This window comes from Enterobacter cloacae complex sp. ECC445 (assembly GCF_021892025.1).
GTDB classification, from domain to species: Bacteria; Pseudomonadota; Gammaproteobacteria; order Enterobacterales; family Enterobacteriaceae; genus Enterobacter; species Enterobacter chengduensis.
This window is the reverse complement of the sequence record NZ_JAKLRZ010000003.1, coordinates 115358-133339: the sequence shown is the minus strand read 5'-3', so window position 1 is coordinate 133339 and position 17982 is coordinate 115358. Positions and strand designations below refer to the sequence as shown.

Annotated in this window: 21 protein-coding genes; 6 read left to right on the top strand and 15 right to left on the bottom strand. The window is 56.1% G+C overall.

From position 1 onward, the window contains the following. The first annotated feature begins 92 nt into the window (after positions 1-92). On the top strand, positions 93-788 hold the full coding sequence (gene bioD, locus L6R44_RS04135; protein ID WP_032640502.1) for a dethiobiotin synthase: 696 nt from the start codon (positions 93-95) through the stop codon (positions 786-788). On the opposite strand, the gene clcB is transcribed toward bioD, so the two are convergent. The 6 genes from clcB to L6R44_RS04105 form a co-directional block, all read right to left on the bottom strand. Beyond that, the gene (clcB, locus tag L6R44_RS04130) at positions 723-2033 is read right to left on the bottom strand and encodes a voltage-gated ClC-type chloride channel ClcB (protein ID WP_237423375.1); all 1311 of its coding nucleotides are present in this window, start codon (positions 2031-2033) and stop codon (positions 723-725) included. The genes bioD and clcB overlap by 66 nt on opposite strands. 102 nt (positions 2034-2135) lie before the next feature. Then, positions 2136-3284 (bottom strand): osmoprotectant ABC transporter ATP-binding protein OsmV, encoded by a 1149-nt coding sequence (gene osmV, locus L6R44_RS04125; protein WP_237423374.1) that lies wholly within the window; start codon positions 3282-3284, stop codon positions 2136-2138. Next, positions 3284-3931: an osmoprotectant ABC transporter permease OsmW gene (osmW, locus tag L6R44_RS04120; protein ID WP_116340242.1), complete on the bottom strand. Its 648-nt coding sequence runs from the start codon at positions 3929-3931 to the stop codon at positions 3284-3286. The genes osmV and osmW overlap by 1 nt, the downstream gene beginning before the upstream one ends. 8 nt (positions 3932-3939) lie before the next feature. Then, on the bottom strand, positions 3940-4839 hold the full coding sequence (gene osmX / locus L6R44_RS04115) for an osmoprotectant ABC transporter substrate-binding protein OsmX (RefSeq protein ID WP_032640487.1): 900 nt from the start codon (positions 4837-4839) through the stop codon (positions 3940-3942). A gap of 18 nt (positions 4840-4857) precedes the next feature. Then, complete coding sequence (gene osmY / locus L6R44_RS04110; protein WP_237423373.1) at positions 4858-5568, bottom strand: osmoprotectant ABC transporter permease OsmY; 711 nt, start codon at positions 5566-5568, stop codon at positions 4858-4860. 276 nt (positions 5569-5844) lie between these two features. Continuing rightward, positions 5845-6792, bottom strand: coding sequence for an NAD-dependent epimerase/dehydratase family protein (locus tag L6R44_RS04105; RefSeq protein WP_237423372.1), 948 nt, complete (start codon positions 6790-6792; stop codon positions 5845-5847). A gap of 92 nt (positions 6793-6884) precedes the next feature. Here L6R44_RS04105 and L6R44_RS04100 point away from each other — a divergent pair, with 92 nt between their 5' ends. Next, the gene (locus tag L6R44_RS04100; RefSeq protein WP_112781668.1) at positions 6885-7334 is read left to right on the top strand and encodes a MerR family transcriptional regulator; all 450 of its coding nucleotides are present in this window, start codon (positions 6885-6887) and stop codon (positions 7332-7334) included. Here the strand turns inward: L6R44_RS04100 and L6R44_RS04095 are convergent. The 4 genes from L6R44_RS04095 to L6R44_RS04080 form a co-directional block, all read right to left on the bottom strand. After that, a complete protein-coding gene (locus tag L6R44_RS04095) occupies positions 7284-8021 on the bottom strand; it encodes a YoaK family protein (protein WP_237423371.1) in 738 nt (245 codons plus the stop codon). The two genes, L6R44_RS04100 and L6R44_RS04095, sit on opposite strands and share 51 nt — an antisense overlap. A 154-nt stretch (positions 8022-8175) precedes the next feature. Continuing rightward, positions 8176-8799 (bottom strand): glutathione S-transferase family protein, encoded by a 624-nt coding sequence (locus tag L6R44_RS04090; protein ID WP_237423370.1) that lies wholly within the window; start codon positions 8797-8799, stop codon positions 8176-8178. Between the two features lie 72 nt (positions 8800-8871). Continuing rightward, complete coding sequence (locus tag L6R44_RS04085) at positions 8872-10068, bottom strand: MFS transporter (RefSeq protein ID WP_237423551.1); 1197 nt, start codon at positions 10066-10068, stop codon at positions 8872-8874. A 48-nt stretch (positions 10069-10116) separates the two neighbouring features. Next, positions 10117-11244 carry an alpha/beta hydrolase gene (locus L6R44_RS04080; protein WP_237423369.1) on the bottom strand — a complete coding sequence of 376 codons (1128 nt, stop codon included), beginning with the start codon at positions 11242-11244 and terminating at the stop codon, positions 10117-10119. A gap of 113 nt (positions 11245-11357) precedes the next feature. On the opposite strand from L6R44_RS04080, the gene L6R44_RS04075 reads away from it, so the two are divergent. Beyond that, on the top strand, positions 11358-12242 hold the full coding sequence (locus L6R44_RS04075) for a LysR family transcriptional regulator (protein ID WP_237423368.1): 885 nt from the start codon (positions 11358-11360) through the stop codon (positions 12240-12242). Between the two features lie 332 nt (positions 12243-12574). Next, positions 12575-13030, top strand: coding sequence for a hypothetical protein (locus L6R44_RS04070; protein ID WP_237423367.1), 456 nt, complete (start codon positions 12575-12577; stop codon positions 13028-13030). Between the two features lie 44 nt (positions 13031-13074). Here the strand turns inward: L6R44_RS04070 and L6R44_RS04065 are convergent, their stop codons facing one another. Together L6R44_RS04065 and L6R44_RS04060 are read right to left on the bottom strand one after the other, a co-directional pair. Next, on the bottom strand, positions 13075-13485 hold the full coding sequence (locus tag L6R44_RS04065; RefSeq protein WP_237423366.1) for a YybH family protein: 411 nt from the start codon (positions 13483-13485) through the stop codon (positions 13075-13077). A 217-nt stretch (positions 13486-13702) separates the two neighbouring features. Continuing rightward, positions 13703-14275 (bottom strand): flavin reductase family protein, encoded by a 573-nt coding sequence (locus L6R44_RS04060; RefSeq protein WP_237423365.1) that lies wholly within the window; start codon positions 14273-14275, stop codon positions 13703-13705. A gap of 129 nt (positions 14276-14404) precedes the next feature. Here L6R44_RS04060 and L6R44_RS04055 point away from each other — a divergent pair, with 129 nt between their 5' ends. Further along, a complete protein-coding gene (locus tag L6R44_RS04055; RefSeq protein ID WP_237423364.1) occupies positions 14405-15301 on the top strand; it encodes a LysR family transcriptional regulator in 897 nt (298 codons plus the stop codon). A gap of 143 nt (positions 15302-15444) precedes the next feature. On the opposite strand, the gene L6R44_RS04050 is transcribed toward L6R44_RS04055, so the two are convergent. Both L6R44_RS04050 and L6R44_RS04045 read right to left on the bottom strand, forming a co-directional pair. Beyond that, positions 15445-16104 (bottom strand): DsbA family protein, encoded by a 660-nt coding sequence (locus L6R44_RS04050; protein ID WP_237423363.1) that lies wholly within the window; start codon positions 16102-16104, stop codon positions 15445-15447. Between the two features lie 134 nt (positions 16105-16238). Continuing rightward, positions 16239-16565 (bottom strand): gamma-glutamylcyclotransferase family protein, encoded by a 327-nt coding sequence (locus tag L6R44_RS04045; RefSeq protein ID WP_237423362.1) that lies wholly within the window; start codon positions 16563-16565, stop codon positions 16239-16241. Positions 16566-16680: 115 nt separating this feature from the next. Between L6R44_RS04045 and gcvA the strand changes: the two genes are divergently transcribed. Then, positions 16681-17592, top strand: a complete 912-nt coding sequence (gene gcvA / locus L6R44_RS04040; protein ID WP_237423361.1) for a transcriptional regulator GcvA — start codon at positions 16681-16683, stop codon at positions 17590-17592. A 59-nt stretch (positions 17593-17651) separates the two neighbouring features. Here the strand turns inward: gcvA and L6R44_RS04035 are convergent, their stop codons facing one another. Next, complete coding sequence (locus L6R44_RS04035) at positions 17652-17966, bottom strand: YebG family protein (RefSeq protein ID WP_237423360.1); 315 nt, start codon at positions 17964-17966, stop codon at positions 17652-17654. Positions 17967-17982 lie beyond the last annotated feature (16 nt).

Here is a 17982-nt window from a genome sequence, read left to right as displayed (position 1 = left end):
AGCCGGGTAGCGCACGCATCCCGTAGACTTCCTCCACTGAATTATTTACCTGGTTTATATTTCCGAAGCATACCCAAGAGGTGGAGTGAGTCATGCTTAAGCGTTTCTTTGTTACTGGTACAGATACCTCTGTCGGCAAGACCGTCGTATCCCGCGCATTGCTGCAGGCGCTGGCAGCAAGCGGTAAACGCGTGGCAGGGTACAAACCGGTCGCAAAAGGGAGTAAAGAGACGCCAGAGGGATTGCGTAATAAAGACGCCCTGGTGCTGCAAAGCGTCTCGTCGCTGGAACTGCCTTATCACGCGGTTAATCCCATTGCGCTAAGCGAAGAGGAGAGCAGCGTAGCGCACAGCGGCCTGATTAATTATCCCCTGTTGTCCGACGGCCTGGCGAGCCTGAGCGCGAAGGTTGATCACGTGGTGGTTGAAGGGACGGGGGGCTGGCGCAGCCTGATGAATGATTTGCGCCCGCTGTCTGAATGGGTCGTGCAGGAGCAGCTTCCGGTGGTGATGGTGGTGGGGATCCAGGAAGGGTGCATCAACCACGCGCTGCTGACGGCCCAGGCGATTGCCAATGACGGTCTGCCGCTGATTGGCTGGGTAGCAAACCGCATCAACCCGGGCCTGGCGCACTACGCGGAGATCATCGACGTGCTGAGCGCCAAACTGCCCGGTCCGCTGGTAGGCGAGCTGCCTTATCTTCCTCGCGCCGAGCAGCGCGAGCTAGCGCAGTACATCGATCTCTCTGCCCTCGGTGGCGTGTTGACCGTAGATCGAGTCGTGGCGTAACGTCCGCGACAGCACGGACGCCACCACGCAGGCGACCAGCAAACCGGGCAGTAAGATATACTGTCCGGTCATTTCACAGACCATCAGCGCCGACATAATCGGCGCATGCGTGGTCGCGGCGAGTAGCGTTGCCATGCCTGCCAGCCCCAGCAACATTGCCGTCTCAGAACCCGGCAGCCACATCGAAAAAAGCTGCGCAAACAGCATCCCTGAAGCCATACCGACAAACAGCGTGGGCGTAAACACCCCGCCCGGCGCACCCGATCCGCTGCTCGCCAGCACCGCCAGCAGTTTGCAGATAAATACCCCGGCAATCACCGACAGCAGCGGCGGGGCAAGCAGAAAAGCCTGAACCACGCTATAGCCATTCCCCCACACCTTCGGCGTGAGGAGGGACAGCAGCCCGACAAGTAAACCGCCCAGCGCCAGCTGCCACGGCGGCGAAAGCTTAAGGCGCAGAAACAGTCCGTGGCTTAAGTCCATCAGCCACATCAGCAGCGGACCGCAGAGACCCGCCAGCAGGCCCATGGCGAGCAGCAGACCATAATCCGTCGCGGCGAGGATACCGCTCAGATGAACCTCGTAAAGCGTTCCGGCTCCGGGGGCCAGGAGCTGCGTCGTGAGAAGCGCCACCACCGCCGCGATAACCACCGGGCCGAGCGAGGCCAGCATCAGCGTGCCAAACAGGATCTCGGCAATGAACAGGCTTCCGGCCAAGGGCGCGTGGTAGGCGCTGGCCATCCCGGCGGCGGCACCACAGGCTATCCATAATTTCCACTCGGATTTGGGGGTAAAGCGCCGGGCGAAAAGGGAGGCGGCGAGGGCGGCAAGCAGGATCATCGCACCTTCACGCCCGATGGCACTTCCGCTGGCAACGACCAGCAGTGAGGCGAGGGATTTCACGAGGCTGGCGCCGTAATCAAACTGGCCGTCGCCCGTCTCCAGCGCTTCCATATAATCGGTAGGGGCGTGAGGCCGCTGCGCGGTCAGACGCTGCCATCCCCACAGCAACAGCCCGGCTGCCAGCCCGCCCAGCGCGGGCGTCAGCGCGCGTCGCCAGGGCGAGAGCGACGCGGCGGCATTCACCAGGCTGCCGCTGTCGTTGCTGAGCAGCAGCCACTCCAGCAGGTACATGCTGTGGCGAAATACCGCAACCGCCAGCGCCGCCAGCACGCCGGTAACGGTGGCAATCAGGAGACGACGAAACATCGCGCGGATGTCGGGGTAGGTATGAAGACGTTGCATGAGTCGCGATTAGCCAGGGACGATACAATATTGTGGCGGGAAATCGCGGGGTTAGCAAAAGGTATGCGTGCGAAAAAGCCGGGCGAGGCCCGGCCAGAAAGGTCAGCTCTCGCTATGAATATTCAGCGCCCGTCGCGTGCGGCCGGAGCTCAGGTACTCGGCAATATAGTCCTGCGAAATCTCGCCGTTGTAGCGACCGTCTTCATCCACGATAGGCATCCAGCTGGTGTTGCTCTCGTACAGGCGCGACAGCACCACGCGCAGGTTGTCTTCCGCCTTGCCGGTCATGCGGAACGGATGCAGGATGTCGGCGCAGGTCCCGCTGGCGTGACGCGCTTCGCGACGCTTCACAAAGCCCAGCGGTTTACCGTGCTCGTCGACCACGGTAATCGCGCGAATGTCATTATCATCCATGGTCGCAAAGGCGTCTGGAAGCGGCGTCGATCCCCGTACCGTAATGGTCGGCTGCTGGTCGGTGACGTCGCCCGCCGAGACCAGCAGCAGGCGCTTCAGCGTGCGGTCCTGGCCGACAAAGGAGCCGACAAACTCATTCGCCGGTTTCGCCAGCAGCTCGTCCGGGCTGGCGCACTGCACGATTTTCCCCTGACGGAACACGGCGATACGGTCGCCGAGTTTCAGGGCCTCGTCGATGTCGTGGCTGACCAGCATGACGGTTTTTTTCAGCTTGCGCTGCATCTCCAGGAACTGGTTCTGGATCACCTCGCGGTTGATCGGGTCTACCGCGCCGAAGGGCTCATCCATCAGCAGTACCGGCGGATCCGCCGCCAGGGCGCGGATGACGCCGATACGCTGCTGCTGGCCGCCGGACATCTCGCGCGGATAGCGATTCAGGAACTTGTGCGGATCCATCGCCACCATATCCATCAGCTCTTCGGCGCGTGTTTTGCAGCGCGCTTTATCCCAGCCCAGCATGCGCGGCACGACGGTAATGTTCTCTTCGATGGTCATGTTCGGGAACAGGCCAATCTGCTGGATCACGTAGCCAATGTTGCGGCGCAGGGTCACCGTGTCCATCCCGCTGGTGTCTTCACCGTTAATCAGGATCGTCCCGCTGCTGGGGGTAATGAGGCGGTTAATCATCTTCAGGGTGGTGGTCTTCCCGCAGCCGGACGGGCCGAGCAGGACGCACATTTCCCCTTCGGGCACGTTCAGGTTAACGTTGTCGACGGCCTTAAAGGTCTGGCCGTGCTTCTGTGAAAATTGTTTGGTGAGGTTTTCCAGTTTTATCATTATCGAATCCCCTTTGGAGTCAGAACCACCTGCAGACGGTGCAGCAGCCAGTCGAGCACAATCGCTAAAAGACAAATCATCAGCGCGCCAGCAATCAACATGCGGATGTCGCTCCCGCCGATGCCGTTGAGCAGCAGCAGGCCCAGACCGCCCGCGCCGATCACCGCCGCAATCGCCATTACGCCGATGTTCATCACCACGGCGGTGCGGATCCCGCCGAAAATGACCGGCAGCGCCATCGGGATCTCTACCCAGCGCAGACGCTGCCAGAAGGTCATGCCTATCCCGCGTCCGGCTTCACGCAGGCCCGGCGGCAGGCTGTCGAGCGCGGTGTGGGTGTTACGCACAATCGGCAGCAGCGAGTAGAGAAACACCGCCGTGATCGCGGGCAGGGCGCCAATGCCCTGACCGATCAGCGAAAACAGCGGGATCATCAGGCCGAACAGGGCGATGGACGGAATGGTCAATACGATGGTGGCAATGCCCAGCACCGGCGTTGCCAGCCACTTGTGGCGAACAATCAGAATGCCCAGCGGTACGCCGATGAGAATGGCTAAGCCCACGGCCAGCGCCACCAGCCACAGATGCTGCAGCGTCAGGGTTAACAGGTAGTCCCAGTTGTCCAGAATGTAGTGAACGGTATCCATAGCGCCTCCTACAGCAGCTGCTTGCTACGCAGGAAATCACGGGCGACCTGCTGCGGTGACTGATGGTCGATATCCACCTTCTTGTTCAGTTCGGTGATAACGTCGTTGTTGAGCTGGGCAGAGAGGGTGTTCAGCGCCTCTTCCAGGCCCGGATTGGCCTCCAGCGTGTCCTTACGGACCACCGGGGTGACGGCATAGCTCGGGAAGAAGCCTTTATCGTCTTCCAGTACCTTGAGGTCGAAGCCTTTTACGCGCCCGTCGGTGGTGTAAATCAGACCGGCGTCGACGAAGCCGTCGCGCACCGCGTTATAAACCAGACCGGGGTCCATCTGGCGGATCTGCGGCCGGTCCAGCTCCATCTTATAGGCGGCCTGAAGCGGCTTCATGCCGTCGCTGCGCCCGGCAAACTCCAGGTCTAAGCCCAGCAGCCAGTTTTTGTCCGGGTTGGTTTTACGGATTTCCTCAATCTTAGCCACCAACTCCGACATGGTGTTGATATGTTCCGCCTCGGCGCGCTTGCGCTGCATGGCGAAGGCGTAGGTGTTGTTCATGTCGGCGGGCTTGAGCCAGACCAGGCCGTGCTTCGCGTCCAGGCGTTTCACCGTCTCGTAGGATTCCTCTGGCGACATGCGCTTGTTGATGTGGTTAAAGATGATCAGCGACGTGCCGGTGTACTCCCAGGTCATGTCAATCTGCTTGTTGATCATCGCGTTGCGGGAGATCACCGTGGCAATGTTGGTTTGCGGCTGCACCTGAAAGCCTTTCTTTTGCAGGTACTGCACGGTCATCGCCGAAAGAATGTGCTGCTCGGTAAAGCTCTTGGTCGCCAGAATCAGCGGGGCCGCCATCGTCTGGCTGGTGAACAGCGCCGCGGCACACAGCGCCGTCAGGCTGGAAAACAGTCTCATAAAAGCTCCTTGTTATTGTTATCGAGCGAGATGGGGGCTCATCACGCGACCCAGCGCCGCCAGCAGGGTATCGAGGATCAGGGCGAACAGGGCGGTGGCCGCCGCGCCGAGGATCAGGGTCGGGAAATCGTTCAGATAAATACCGGGGAAAATCAGCTCGCCGTAGCTGCTGGCGCCAATCAGGAACGCCAGCGGCGCGGTACCGACGTTAATGGCGGTGGCGATGCGGATCCCCGAGAGCATGACCGGCCAGGCGGCAGGCAGCTCAACCTGGCGCAGACGCTGCCATTTGGTCATCCCGATGCCGTTCGCCGCTTCCAGCAGCGACGGCGGGACCGAGCACAGCCCGGCATAGGTATTACGCACGATCGGCAGCAGCGAGGCGAGGAAGAGGGCGATGATGGCCGGCGTATCGCCAATGCCAATCACCACCATCGCCAGCGCCAGCACGGCCAGCGGCGGCAGCGTGTTGCCGACGTTAAAGATTTGCATCACATATTCGGCGATACCCCGCGCGGCCGGGCGGCTCAGCAGGATACCGGCCGGAATACCCACCAGCAGGGCAAAAAACATCGATGAGAAAACCAGAATCATGTGCTGTTGCCCGAGATAAACCAGGTCGATCTGGCGCGCCCTGATCGTCTCCAGCCCGATCCCCCAGACGAGGAGGGCGAGGACCACGATAATAGCGCTGACAAACAGCAGCGAACGTTTGAGTAATGGGTGCATTGCGGTGTGTCTCCCTGTGCGCATGCGTTATAGCAACCACCGGTTGCCTGTTGTTATGCCATGTTTCGGCAGGGGGTCATTGAGCTATAGCAAGCGTTTGGGAAGGGTTCCAGCGAAGGGGTAAAATCTGTAACCCTATGAATGCAGGGGAAACCTTGTGCCAGCCCTTATGGCGTAAGGGCTGATTGGGGGGCGGGCGGAATAGTCCTAAAGATGAGGAGTGAAAGTGACGTTGTCACGAATGAAGGCTGCCCCTCTGACGCTGCGGCAGCGCATTTACGCTGTTTTGTGCGCTTTTGATGTCCATTCCTGCCAGATGCTTTCAAGACCCCGTCGGTATGAGATGACGGCGAAGTCGGGAAAATGTCGCTTAAACTTTGTCGAATCAAACAGGCTATCAACGTCGTACCTGGGCAACAGCTCCCGCATTTCGCGCGCGCCCTGTGAAAAAAGCGCCGTCGCGGCGAAGGCCAGCTTGCCCAGCACGGCGTAGTCCGCGGGCTGTCCGAAGATCTCACAGGCGAGAGTGACAAACTGTTGATACGTCATCCTCTCATCGCAGCAGGGCAAATGCCACGTCTGCCCGTAGGCCTCAGGCGTATTGCCCAGCAGGGCGAGCGCGCGACTGGCATCCGGCGTCCAGATGAGGGTGCGAAGCGTGTCGTCACGCACCGGAACGCGCGGACGCTTATGCTGCTTAAGCCTGTCGATAATGAGCGTATTGGTAAAGCTCTGCGTTTTCTCAGGCCCGTAAAACTCCGGCGCCCGACCAATGAGGACGGGGATGTCGCCCCGCTGCATTTCGGTAAGCACCCGGTTGGCCATCAGCGCACGCACGTTGCCTTTTCGTCCCCGGGTCGCAAAGCGCGTCTCTTCCGTTTGCGGCTCGTCGCTCTGGGGGTACATGTAGGTATTGTCAAAATAGACGAATCTTGCGCCCGCCTTTCGCGTGGCCTCCAGCGCATTGCCCAGCATGGTTGGGAACTGACGCTCCCACAGCGCGGAATCAGGCGGCAGACCGGCGGTAAAATAGACCGTATCGCTGCCGTTAACCGCCTCCTGCGTCTGCTGCGCATCCAGAAGATTGGCCGCGACCGTAATATCGCTGACGTTGACTTTCTGCGGATGGCGGCTCACCAGCCTGATATCGTCGGTATAGGCGCGTTTTAATTCGCGGGTCAGTTCACGGGCGATTTGCCCGCTGGCCCCCAGAATAGTTTGCATATGAGCTTCCTGATGAGATGACGATCCGGTTGACCGTATAAAAAGTTTAAGCTTAAAGTTAACTTTAAGGTCAAGGCGTATGAGCAGATGAAATGAAAATTGGCGAGCTGTCGAAAATGACGGGTATTTCCCCGTCGCGTATTCGTTTTTATGAGGCGGAAGGATTACTGCCGCGACCCGTCAGGCAGGGGAACGGCTACCGGTCGTATTCTCAAGAGGCGGCAGCGCGGCTGAACATCATCGACAACGCGCAACGTACCGGGTTCTCACTCGAGCAAATACGCCGCTTCCTGCCGCAGCCGCAACGGAACTGGGATCATGAGGGACTGATCCAGTCCCTGAGGACGCGTATTGCCGAAATAGAGGCGATGCAGAAGCAGCTCGAGGAAAACCGAAGGGAGCTTCAGGACCTTGTCACGAGTATCACTAACCGTCCGGATGGGATCTCCTGCGACGACAATATGCAGCGCCTGCTGGGGCAGCTGCAACACTCAGACGGTAGCCCGAACCCGTCGAACCCGCGTCGAGACGGTGATAATTGAAACGATAGCGACCACGGCGAGCATCAGTCCGAGCGCCAGCATGGCGTTAAACCCGATCCATCTGAACAGCAGCAGCCCTGCGATGCCGCCCGTGATAAACGAGAAAAGGGTGGTTAAGTGGGTTTTCAGCTGACTTTTTTGTGCTGCCGTATCTTTGGAGTAATCCCTGCGCAGCATTGCCACCAGGACGGAAGCCAGGGATATTCCCGCGTCCGTGAGCGTGCCGGTAATGTGCGTCGATCTCACCCGTCCGCCGGAAAGCTGCGTGGAGGTGGAATTGTGAATGCCCATCAGGCCGCAGAGAAAAAGAATAATCTCGCGGTTGCTGGTGAGGGCATGAAAATACATTTCGTAGAGGGAGACGCCGGTCAGCAATATCCCCTCGACGAACAGGATCTGGCAAAAAATTAGCCTGACGTTATGGATAATGCCCCATATCACGATCGCGCGCGCAATAATGGCGCCTGCGACAAATGAAAGAATAATCGAGCCGAAGAAAATAATATCGCTCAGGTCGGTGGAAGAGACTTCGCTGGATAACTGTGAGGTGTTGCCGGTCATGTGTGAGGGGAAAAAGCCAAATGCCCCGAGGGCGATGGCGTTCAGCAAACCTGCCGAGGTTGCCAGCCAGAGGGCAAGCCGGCGATCCTCCTTATGCGTTCGTTCTTTCTTGAGTTTAATCAGCAAGAATACCTCCGGGTTACGCTTTGCCTGAATAGTCAGGCTAGCAAAGCGGTGCGACAGGCTGTCCAGGATATGGCTTAATTATTATTCCCTCTGACGACTTTCGGGGTTTAGTAATTAAATAAAATATCCTTACTCAAGATGGGGCGCGAATAATTTAAATCATGCCATTATTGCCGTGACGCAAAAATGCCGGGCGCTGGCTGAGGCGTTCAAACCAGGCCTCGATCGCGGGCACGTCGGGCTTATCAAACGGCGTCATCTTCCAGCGATTTACCGACAGCCCAAGCACCACGTCCGCGAGGGTAAACGTCTCGCCCGCCGCAAAGGCCCCGGTGCGCTGCAGCTGGTTTTCCAGAATGGTGATGCAGTGGTTCCATTCTTTTATTCCCGCCGCAATGCGCTCGGGGTCGTTAAAGTCCGGGTTGTTACGCCCCAGCGCCGGGAAGACATAGCGCCAGGCGTTATTGAATTCGGTTGCCTGCCAGTCCATCCAGCGCTCAACGTTGGCGCAGGCCTGCGGCTCTGCGGGCAGCAGGTCGTGACGCCCGGCCTTGCGCGCCAGATAGCGGCAGATGGAATTGGACTCCCACAGCACGAAATCGTCGTCCACCAGCACCGGCACCATGGCGTTGGGGTTTAGGGCGCGGAAAGCGTCGGTTTCCGTCGAGGCAAAACCGCTGCCGTAATCTTCCTGCCGGTAGCTAATGCCCGCTTCTTCGCAGGTCCAGAGCACTTTACGCACGTTGATGGAGGTGGTTTTGCCGAGGATGTTAATCATGTCGCCGCTTCTCTTCAGAGTGATGAATCGTTTAAAAACACTACACCAGCTGTGAAGGAAAGCGTTAATAATTCATCCGGCGAGTGATTTGTGAAGACGCGAAAGCAGAAGCGTCAACACCACTGCACCCAGGAGCAAAATGCCGCTCAAGGCAAACGTGCTCTGCCAGCCGCTACGATCGAACACCATACCGCCCGCCGTTGAGCCGAGCGCGATGGCGAGCTGGATCACGGCGACCATTAATCCGCCGCCGGCCTCAGCATCTTCCGGCAGCGTTCGCGCAATCCATGTCCACCATCCCGTGGGTGCCGCCGTCGCCAGCATCCCCCAGAAGCCTAACAGCAGGGCAACGATCCACACGCTGTGGCCGGTCAGTATCAACGCGCCTGCAATGACGGCCATCAGCAGAGGAATGGCGATTAACGTCGGGTAAAACGCGGCGTTGAGCACCAGCGCAACGAGCAGCGTGCCAACAAAACCCGCGACGCCGATGGTCAGTAAAATAAGCGATAAGCCGGAGGGGGAGACCTGCGTGACGGTTTCGAGAAACGGGCGCACATAGGTAAACAGCGCGAACTGTCCCATAAAGAACAGGCCGCAGGCCAGCAAACCGAGGGAAACCACCCGCTGGCGGAATAGCCGAAAGACGGTTGACCGTGACGCCGTCTTTGTATTGCCGGGCATGTTGGGCAGGCTAAAACGTTGCCAGAGAAACGCCAGCGTCGCCACGGGCACCAGGCACAGGAAGGCGCCGCGCCAGCCAATGGTGGCGCCGAGATAACTCCCGAGCGGGGCAGCGACCACCGTCGCCAGCGCGTTCCCCCCGTTGAATATCGCCAGCGCGCGCGAGACCTGATGCTGCGGAACGAGGCGAATGGCCGTTGCGGCAGACATGGACCAGAATCCGCCTATCGCGATCCCGATCAGCGCACGGCCTGTCATGTAAACCAGGTAGTTTGGGGCGAAAGCGATAATCATCCCCGAGAGCGCCATCAGGATCGTCATGCCCAGCAGAAGGTGTTTGCGGTCCATATTCCCGGCAAGCCGGGAAAGGGAGAGGCTGGTCAGCACCGCCAGCGCGCCGGAAATGGCGATCCCCTGGCCCGCAAGCCCCTCCGTTACGCCTAAATCTCTGGCAAGAGGGGTCAGCAGGCTGACGGGCATAAATTCCGAGGCAATCAGGACGAAGACGCACAGGGTCATGGCAAAAACACCGCCCCAGTGCGCGTGCTCCTCATTCTTTGAGGAAGTCGGGTTCAGAGTGGACATAGTCATCTTTCACGAAGAGCCGCCCGCGAAAACGGGCGGCGAAGAGGTTTATTTCAGGCTGGTTTTGAAGAACTGCTCAAACTGCGCGAAAGGGATCTTTCCGGCAGCATTGTCGTAGAGGTCGACGTGGTTTGCCCCCGGGACAATCACCAGCGCTTTCTGTTTGCTGCCGACCGCTTTAAACGCATCCTCTGCAAAATAGCGGGAGTGCGCCTTTTCACCGGTGACGATAAGCGTCGGGATAGTAATCTCCCCGGCATAGCTCAGCAGCGGCATATTCATAAAGGATAATGGCATGGTCGCGGTCCACGCGCCGGTGGAGTTGACAGAGCGGGCATGGAAGCCGCGCGGCATGCGGTAGTAGTCATAAAACTCCTTCAGTACCGGATGCGGATCTGCTGGCAATACCTCCGGCAGAATACGGTCAGCCGCCGACACCTTGCCGTTCTCATCGACATAAATGTCATGGCCGCCGTGCGCGAAGGTGCCGTTCTCGGCATCCTTCCAGCGCTGTTCGTTCAGATACTGCAGAACGGCGCGGCGGTCAGAGGTTGAATAGCGATCTTTCCCGTCGCCCACGCCGTGGCCCATCGCCCGGCTCATGTCATACATTACGCTGGTGGCGACCGCTTTCACGCGGGTGTCCATGGATGCCGCATTCAGCGCCATACCGCCCCAGCCGCAGATGCCGAGAATACCGATACGGTTACGATCAACCTCTTTCTGCAACCCTAGGAAATCCACCGCCGCGCTAAAGTCTTCGGTGTTGATATCCGGAGAGGCGACGTTGCGCGGCTGGCCGCCGCTTTCGCCCGTATAGGACGGATCGAACGCCAGGGTCACAAACCCGTTTTCGGCCAGGGTCTGCGCATACAGACCGCTGGACTGCTCTTTGACCGCGCCAAACGGTCCGCTGACCGCAATCGCCGCCAGCTTGCGGTCACCGCGGTTTTTAGGCAGATAGAGATCGCCTACCAGGGTGATCCCGTAACGGTTCTGGAAGGACACCTTACGGTGATCGACTTTGTCACTCTCGGGGAAGGTTTTATCCCAGGCGGTCACCATTGAAACAGGGGCGTTTGGGTTGGTTGTTTCTGCATAACTCATTGTTGTCACTCCACTTAATGATGCACAGAGCAGCATCGCAACGGACAGTTTTTGGGTGAATGTTTTCATGGAAATTAACCCTGGGTTGTTGTGTTGCGGTCATTATAGTGAGCATAAATAGTGCTGATTAGAGGCCATAATTTGCTAAGATTCATATCATATTGTTATAAATGGCGGGCGTGATGGCGAAGCGGGAAAACTATAATGAGCTATACCTGTTCATGCAGGTGGTGCGGGAGGGGAGCTTCACGGGGGCTGCGCAACGGCTTGGGCTGGCGCAATCCGGGATTAGCCGCTCGGTTCGCGAGCTGGAAGAGCGGTTGGGCGTTCAGCTTCTGGTCCGCACTACGCGCAAGCTGTCGCTCACCCATGCCGGGGAACAGCTCTATCGGACCGCCGAGTCCGCGTTCGATACGCTCGATACGGGCCTGGCGACCCTGGCACACTACCGTCAGACGCCCTCCGGCACGGTGCGTATCAATGCCAGCCAGCACGCTATCGACAAATGCCTGCTGCCAAAGCTTGCCGTTTTTAAACAGCGTTATCCGGACATCAGGCTGGAACTGATCAATGAAAGCCGCTTCGTCGACATTATCGCCGAGCGGTTCGATGCGGGCGTCAGGCTCGGGCCGGAAGTGGGGCAGGGAATGATTGCGGTGCGTATTACGCCTGATATGGAAATGGCCGCAGTGGCTGCTCCGGAACACTTCAGGCGCTACGGCTTTCCGCAGACGCCTGCGGATTTAGTGGCTCATCCCTGCATCGCCTACCAGTTTGCCGACGGTAGTGACTATCAGTGGGAGCTGGTGCAGGACGGGAAAAAAATCACCCATCGGCCTGAGGGGCAATGGGCGCTGTCCGACAGCTACATGGAGGCAGAAGCCGCCCGCCTGGGGCTGGGGCTGGCCTATGTCCCGGTAGAGCTGGTGGCTGACGATCTGGAGCGCGGAACGCTTATCCGGGTGTTGCAGCGCTACAGCCTGCGCATGGATGGGTTATATCTTTATTATCCTCATCGCAACGTGTCGCCTGCGCTCAGAGCGGTGATTGATACGCTTAAAATGTAGGGCCGCGTTACCATTCTGGAAGACGCCTCGCAAACCGCAAAGTAACCTCGTGAAATTGAGGGGTATCTCTTTTCTTCAACCGACCGGGGTCGTAAAGTGCCTGCGTTGCGGCACATCCGCAATCGGGCGTAGGAACCCGTATCTACCATATAGTGACATTTCGTATGTCGCGGCAGCACCGATCCCGTTACAATTGCGGTGGCGCTGGCGGAGCAGCCGTAAGGCTGGCCGTTTTTCTATATGGGCGGTATTCCTACCTCTGTCAGCGCTACCCACCGAGCGTAGGAACTCACTGGGTAGTTTAATGAACTGCATATAGAAGGATGCCTTGTATGGCGACTATCCCAACCCTGACTTATCTTCCGTCTGACGACAACATCATTCTGCAACTTATCTCCCGACCGCTTCCGGCGGATGCCGATCTGTTTGACGTCGCCGACAGCTGCGCCGCGCTGGTGAGCGTGCTGGTTGAAACCGATGATGCCGCGAGCCGTACTGCGCTCTGCGAGCGTCTTCTTCAGACCCTGCGCAAGCTGCGTGGACTCTGCGATGCCGACCTTCCTCCCTACCTGATCGAACAGCTGATCGTGGGTGAGAAACTGAACTCCTGCGTGCCCGACTGCTGGCAGGATACCTTAACGCAGGTGGACTATGTTCTGGCGCTGACACAGGCGGTGATGGGTGGAACGCTGCCCGCTCACGTCGCGAAAGAGCTGACGGGCCTGCTGCACGATATGGTGTGGCTGCTGGCTGAGTTTGTGAAGGAGCCGCGCATTACTGCGCACTAAGGGCACTGGCATGGAGGGGCGGTAGCGTCCCTTTGAAACCGTCATTAACGTGATGAGTTTGCTGTATCCAGAAGCGACGTGCCGTAGGAGTTGTCGATGGTGCACAGCCAGCGACCGTCGCTTTCGTGGCGGAAAACATAGGTTGCGCGGCGCGACATTTCCGCGATCCCACCCTGGCCATCAGGAAAACGCAGCAGGGTTTCCATGATCACGAGGGCATTATCGCCGCCTTCGATCACCTGCATATCCCCTTGTTCAACAACCAGTTGATCCTGAAAATAATCCGAGATGGCAATAAACGCGCTGCGAATGTTCTCTTTGCCTTTAACCGTCATACCGGGCTTGACCAGCAGAGCCGCGTCGTCGGCGTAGTAGTCCATCAGGGCGTCATAGTTTTTGCTGGTGATGGCGCGATCGCAGGATTCGATTATCTGCCGTAGCGGATGTGGGGTCATGCTCATTTTCTTTTTAAGTCATTAACGCGTAATAACGTAACAGCCAGGCGCGTTTGTATAGCTACCAGGCTTTATGGGGGGAGCGTTGGGGGAGTTCGGGATTTAGGTAACGTTAGGGCGGCTATGAGCGAAGAGCGGACATCTTTAGTTGTTTGATTTTGGTGCTCTTACCTCTATGTAGCCATTTTCTATGGCTACATTTATACAGAAGTAAGGATTAGTCTTTTCCCGGACCATAATTAAATTTTGTACCTTTGCCAATGGCGTAAAACTGTCCGCCAGCTACGTAATGGACAGTACGTAGTTCATCAGGCGCATCATCAAAAATCCAGTGCCCATTCCTGAAAACGCGGTCATCACTCCATGCTCCGACAATTTCCCCCATGAACAAGTTGTGCTGCTTTTCATTTTCTTCATTGGGTATAACCTTACAGACTAGCCAGCCAGCGCAACCTTCAACTAAAGGCAGATCAAACTCTTTCTGATAAAAAAGTGGGATTTTATTGTTTTTTTCGGGTGTGTCAGAATAACTGTGACCGCCTGCATATAAAACCATTTCCATCTGATTTACTACTGGGACCTGGACAACGTAATATCCACTTTTTTCGACAAGGCTGCGTGTAAATGCCTGTGGACCTATAAAAGCCATCACTTTGTTATTGCCTACTAATCCCACCCAGGCAGCTGCCATGACATTTTCAATACCATTATTTTTAGCCGATATCATCGTCGTTGGCCCGACCTGCAATAAACGATAGGCTTTGTTTAATTCTACTGGTTGTATTGCCATAAATTACTCTTCAAAGTTCTGATAAAAGGATACGATAGATTACTTGTTTGATGGTTTGATTATACGACTGGAATAATTGCAAATTAATTACTAATATCAAAAAACATTATTGCAACTTTAACAACAATCATGAACAAACTTGATGCTCTGAAGTTTTTTATCATCGCCGCTGAGACCCTCAACTTCCGCGAAGCCTCTATAAAGCTTTCGGTTTCACCATCGGTTGTAACACGAACAATCGCTGAGCTGGAGAAACAGCTTGATGAACCCCTTTTCAGACGCAATACTCGCTCGATCTTTCTCACAAGCTTCGGCGAGCTTTTTTTACCTCAAGCCAGCCGACTGCTAGAGGATTCGGAAAAACTATTTCAGACGGCGAAAGATGATAATGAAATGAAGGGCATTGTCCGTATCACGTCGCTTCGATTTCCAAAGCATGAACAAGTATTATATGAACTATTGACTGCGCTACGCCCATATCCTGAATTATTTATCGACTGGCGTTTAGATATGATGAAACTTGATACTGTCGAGCATCGTATCGATATAGGTATACGCGTCGGGCGAGAACCTAATCCAAACTTTATCATTAAAAACATCACGCAGGTGGAACATATTTTGGTAGCATCCCCAGAACTCGTTGCGCGCCTGGGAGCTCCAACGGATTTAGAAGATCTTCGGCAACGTTATCCATTCAGTGGTTTACTTAATCCTGAAACGGGAAAAATCTTTGAATTTATGAGTGACGCCGTGAATACCTTTGTCCCTCGTCATATTGAATTTTATACTACGGACCCATACGCAGAAATTCAGGCCGCTTTGGCTGGCAAAACGGTTGTACAGTCCAGCGATTTTATCTGTAGAGAGTACTTAGCAAATGGTCAACTCATAAAACCCCTGCCAGAACTGCGACAGGAGAAATGGCAATTTTATTTATATCGACCTTATCAGACGATTACTCCAAAAAGGGTCACAGTGATTTTTTCACTATTAGAAAAAATCTTACGCAAACATTTCATATCATAACTAACATACCGCGCAACGTCCGCTTCTGGCACAAAGCTGACCCCCATCTCGCGTCAGCCCGTAAAATTAAAAAACGCCCCAATTGCGGTTCATTTGCTTTCCGATCGTGACGTAGCGATTGTCCGCCATGCTGGCAAACCCATTCAGGCAAGCGTAGAGAGGGTAGCGCGTAACTTCTCTGCGCCACCGTAAAGAGCATGTCCACCGATCATATGCTCCGTGCCATTCACCGTCGCCAGCAGTGCAGGGACTCCCCGGATACCTCGCTGATCCATAAGGCGCTTCACTTCCGCGATCCTCGCGTCCGTGATATGCCGCAGCGCCTTATCGGTATCAAGCGCCAGGATAACCTGTTCATGCTTTAACGCGAGGTTGTTTTTTCCGGCCCAGTCCTCAACGATATCACCCACCACGTCAGGTCTCGAGGTGTCTCGTCCCTCAACATAGCGGGCATGCTGTAGCGCATGAAGAAGAGGTGTCTCGGCGGACGGGGTGACGTCACGAACCATGGTCAGAGCACGATTCATAAACGTCGAATCAAACCGCGTGCCGGTCTGCAGAAGCTGATGATAGCGCTCGCTGAAAGGCTGCCCGGTGAGTGAGGCGATGCGCCGATCGTTGGACCAGGCGTACTCCGCCCATTCCGCGGTGATGTCCCGGGCACCCTCATCGCTGAAAAGCCCGCTGGGCATGAGCTCAAGTTGATCGGCGTGGTGCTGAGCAAGGTAACTCAGCGCCGGCGCGCTGGCGTAGCACCAGCCGCAAAGTGGATCAAATAAATACTGCAGCTTCTGAAAATGCATGTTGCCTCCTTCATAACGGAATAGCGCCATCATAATGCGTTCGAACCTCGTTAAAAACGGGCGTTCAGTACATGCAGTGTTGCGTAAAATGAGCGAATGGCGGGCGTAAAGCCTGAATCACAGGCTTTACGCGTTCATGGCTTAAGCCGGTACACCCACGATTTTATTATCTGACCGGCAGTCGTCGTGACGTCTACCGGTACACGCTCATATTCAGCCCCTTCAAACCGATCGAGTACATCCCAGTGATTATGCAAATTTGCTGAAGTGAAAATAAAACCCTGAACACGATTACCTGAGTGATCCAGTACGATCCCCGGATAGCCCATCTCTGCCCCCCAGCCTTTATTTAACAGAGACCCGCCAACGTGTCCTTCCTGCCACGACCCACCGATATTCTCAAGAATATGCGCATTAGGTCGGCCTGGGCCGAGCGTCCCGTACACGAACAAACTCTCCATAATTCCTCCGATAACATGATGAAAATTAAATGGTTGTTTATGTCGATTTTGATTTGGGGACGATGGCCTGACAAATCATTTGTTCTCACACCATGCGTGAATTATTATCACACGTATGATGTTTGAACGCCTTCCACCCCTGCAAACGCTTCGGGCTTTTGAAGCCACTGCCCGGCTCTCCAGCATGACGCTGGCGGCCGCGGAGCTGCACGTTACGCACGGCGCGATAAGCCGGCAAATCCGGAAGCTCGAAGAGCATCTGGGGGTAAAGCTATTTCACAGACTGACGCGACAGATAATCCTGACGGAGGAGGGGGCTGAATTCCACCCTGCGGTTACCCGCCTTCTGGGTGATTTAATGAGAGAGTCCGAGCGTTTACGCGCAAGGCTCCCGGCAAAAAGTTTGCGTATCAGCACAACGGTGTCATTCGCCAGTAAGTGGCTGGCCCCGCGTCTCGGCCGCTTCAGGCAGCGGTATCCTGAGCTTGATATTCAGCTCGATGTTACTGACGTTAACGTGGATCTTAACGATGGTCAGGTCGATGCCGCAATTCGCTATGGCCTGGGCAATTATCCCGAGGTCTGCTCTGAGCGAATCTTGAGTGAAACAGTCACCCCTGTGTGTAGCCCTGACTTTCTTCAGGAACATAACGGTCTGAAAGAAATTCAGGATCTCTCAAACTGCGTGCTGCTTCATGAGTACAGAATGCTGGCGAACTGGGAGGCATGGTTTGAAATGGCCGGAGAAAGCACTTTCAGCGACCATCGGGGAACGTTGTGGACGCTTGGCAGCATGGCGACCGAAGCCGCTATACGTGGCGAAGGCGTGGCGCTTGGACGGAGCGTGCTGATTGCAGATGATGTCGCTGCCGGAAGGCTTGTTGTTCCGTTTCCGCAATACAAACTTAAAGCAGAGCGGGGATACGATTTAGTTTACCGGTTCGATGATAAGGATTCGTTTAAAATACGAACGCTAAAGCAATGGCTGTTCGAAGAAATAAGCCTGCTGAAAGATACAGACAGCTAAAAAAGCCGTAAGCAGATATCTGCTCACGGCTCCGGAACAGGCGATGATTATTCCGGCCATCAGGCCGCTTTCACGGCCCTGATTTTTTTCGCGTCAGCCGCATCTTCTGTTTTATCCGCTGCAGCGGGGGCATTGAGCTCGGGAAGCTTGCTGGTACGCAGAATATGCTGCACGGTCTCTTTCTGCTCGGCGAAATACAGGCCAAGATTTTCAGCCTGCGTTTCATCCATCTGCATACCACTTTGCAACAGCCAGTCGGTGAACGCGTCTGCCATATCGAGCAGCTTGTCGTGAGCGTCAGCCTCTTTCTTGCTGGCAAATGTCATTTTCTCTTCACCTTTTCTTACGACAACATATTTTATTTCAACAGCCATTATGCGCACCTCACAC

Excerpts from the sequence above, each read along its gene's own strand:
- bioD (WP_032640502.1), top strand. The coding sequence starts at position 93 with ATGCTTAAGCGTTTCTTTGTTACTGGTACAGATACCTCTGTCGGCAAG.
- clcB (WP_237423375.1), bottom strand. The coding sequence starts at position 2,033 with ATGCAACGTCTTCATACCTACCCCGACATCCGCGCGATGTTTCGTCGT.
- osmV (WP_237423374.1), bottom strand. The coding sequence starts at position 3,284 with ATGATAAAACTGGAAAACCTCACCAAACAATTTTCACAGAAGCACGGC.
- osmW (WP_116340242.1), bottom strand. The coding sequence starts at position 3,931 with ATGGATACCGTTCACTACATTCTGGACAACTGGGACTACCTGTTAACC.
- osmX (WP_032640487.1), bottom strand. The coding sequence starts at position 4,839 with ATGAGACTGTTTTCCAGCCTGACGGCGCTGTGTGCCGCGGCGCTGTTC.
- osmY (WP_237423373.1), bottom strand. The coding sequence starts at position 5,568 with ATGCACCCATTACTCAAACGTTCGCTGCTGTTTGTCAGCGCTATTATC.
- L6R44_RS04105 (WP_237423372.1), bottom strand. The coding sequence starts at position 6,792 with ATGCAAACTATTCTGGGGGCCAGCGGGCAAATCGCCCGTGAACTGACC.
- L6R44_RS04100 (WP_112781668.1), top strand. The coding sequence starts at position 6,885 with ATGAAAATTGGCGAGCTGTCGAAAATGACGGGTATTTCCCCGTCGCGT.
- L6R44_RS04090 (WP_237423370.1), bottom strand. The coding sequence starts at position 8,799 with ATGATTAACATCCTCGGCAAAACCACCTCCATCAACGTGCGTAAAGTG.
- L6R44_RS04085 (WP_237423551.1), bottom strand. The coding sequence starts at position 10,068 with ATGTCCACTCTGAACCCGACTTCCTCAAAGAATGAGGAGCACGCGCAC.
- L6R44_RS04080 (WP_237423369.1), bottom strand. The coding sequence starts at position 11,244 with ATGAAAACATTCACCCAAAAACTGTCCGTTGCGATGCTGCTCTGTGCA.
- L6R44_RS04075 (WP_237423368.1), top strand. The coding sequence starts at position 11,358 with ATGGCGAAGCGGGAAAACTATAATGAGCTATACCTGTTCATGCAGGTG.
- L6R44_RS04070 (WP_237423367.1), top strand. The coding sequence starts at position 12,575 with ATGGCGACTATCCCAACCCTGACTTATCTTCCGTCTGACGACAACATC.
- L6R44_RS04065 (WP_237423366.1), bottom strand. The coding sequence starts at position 13,485 with ATGACCCCACATCCGCTACGGCAGATAATCGAATCCTGCGATCGCGCC.
- L6R44_RS04060 (WP_237423365.1), bottom strand. The coding sequence starts at position 14,275 with ATGGCAATACAACCAGTAGAATTAAACAAAGCCTATCGTTTATTGCAG.
- L6R44_RS04055 (WP_237423364.1), top strand. The coding sequence starts at position 14,405 with ATGAACAAACTTGATGCTCTGAAGTTTTTTATCATCGCCGCTGAGACC.
- L6R44_RS04050 (WP_237423363.1), bottom strand. The coding sequence starts at position 16,104 with ATGCATTTTCAGAAGCTGCAGTATTTATTTGATCCACTTTGCGGCTGG.
- L6R44_RS04045 (WP_237423362.1), bottom strand. The coding sequence starts at position 16,565 with ATGGAGAGTTTGTTCGTGTACGGGACGCTCGGCCCAGGCCGACCTAAT.
- gcvA (WP_237423361.1), top strand. The coding sequence starts at position 16,681 with ATGATGTTTGAACGCCTTCCACCCCTGCAAACGCTTCGGGCTTTTGAA.
- L6R44_RS04035 (WP_237423360.1), bottom strand. The coding sequence starts at position 17,966 with ATGGCTGTTGAAATAAAATATGTTGTCGTAAGAAAAGGTGAAGAGAAA.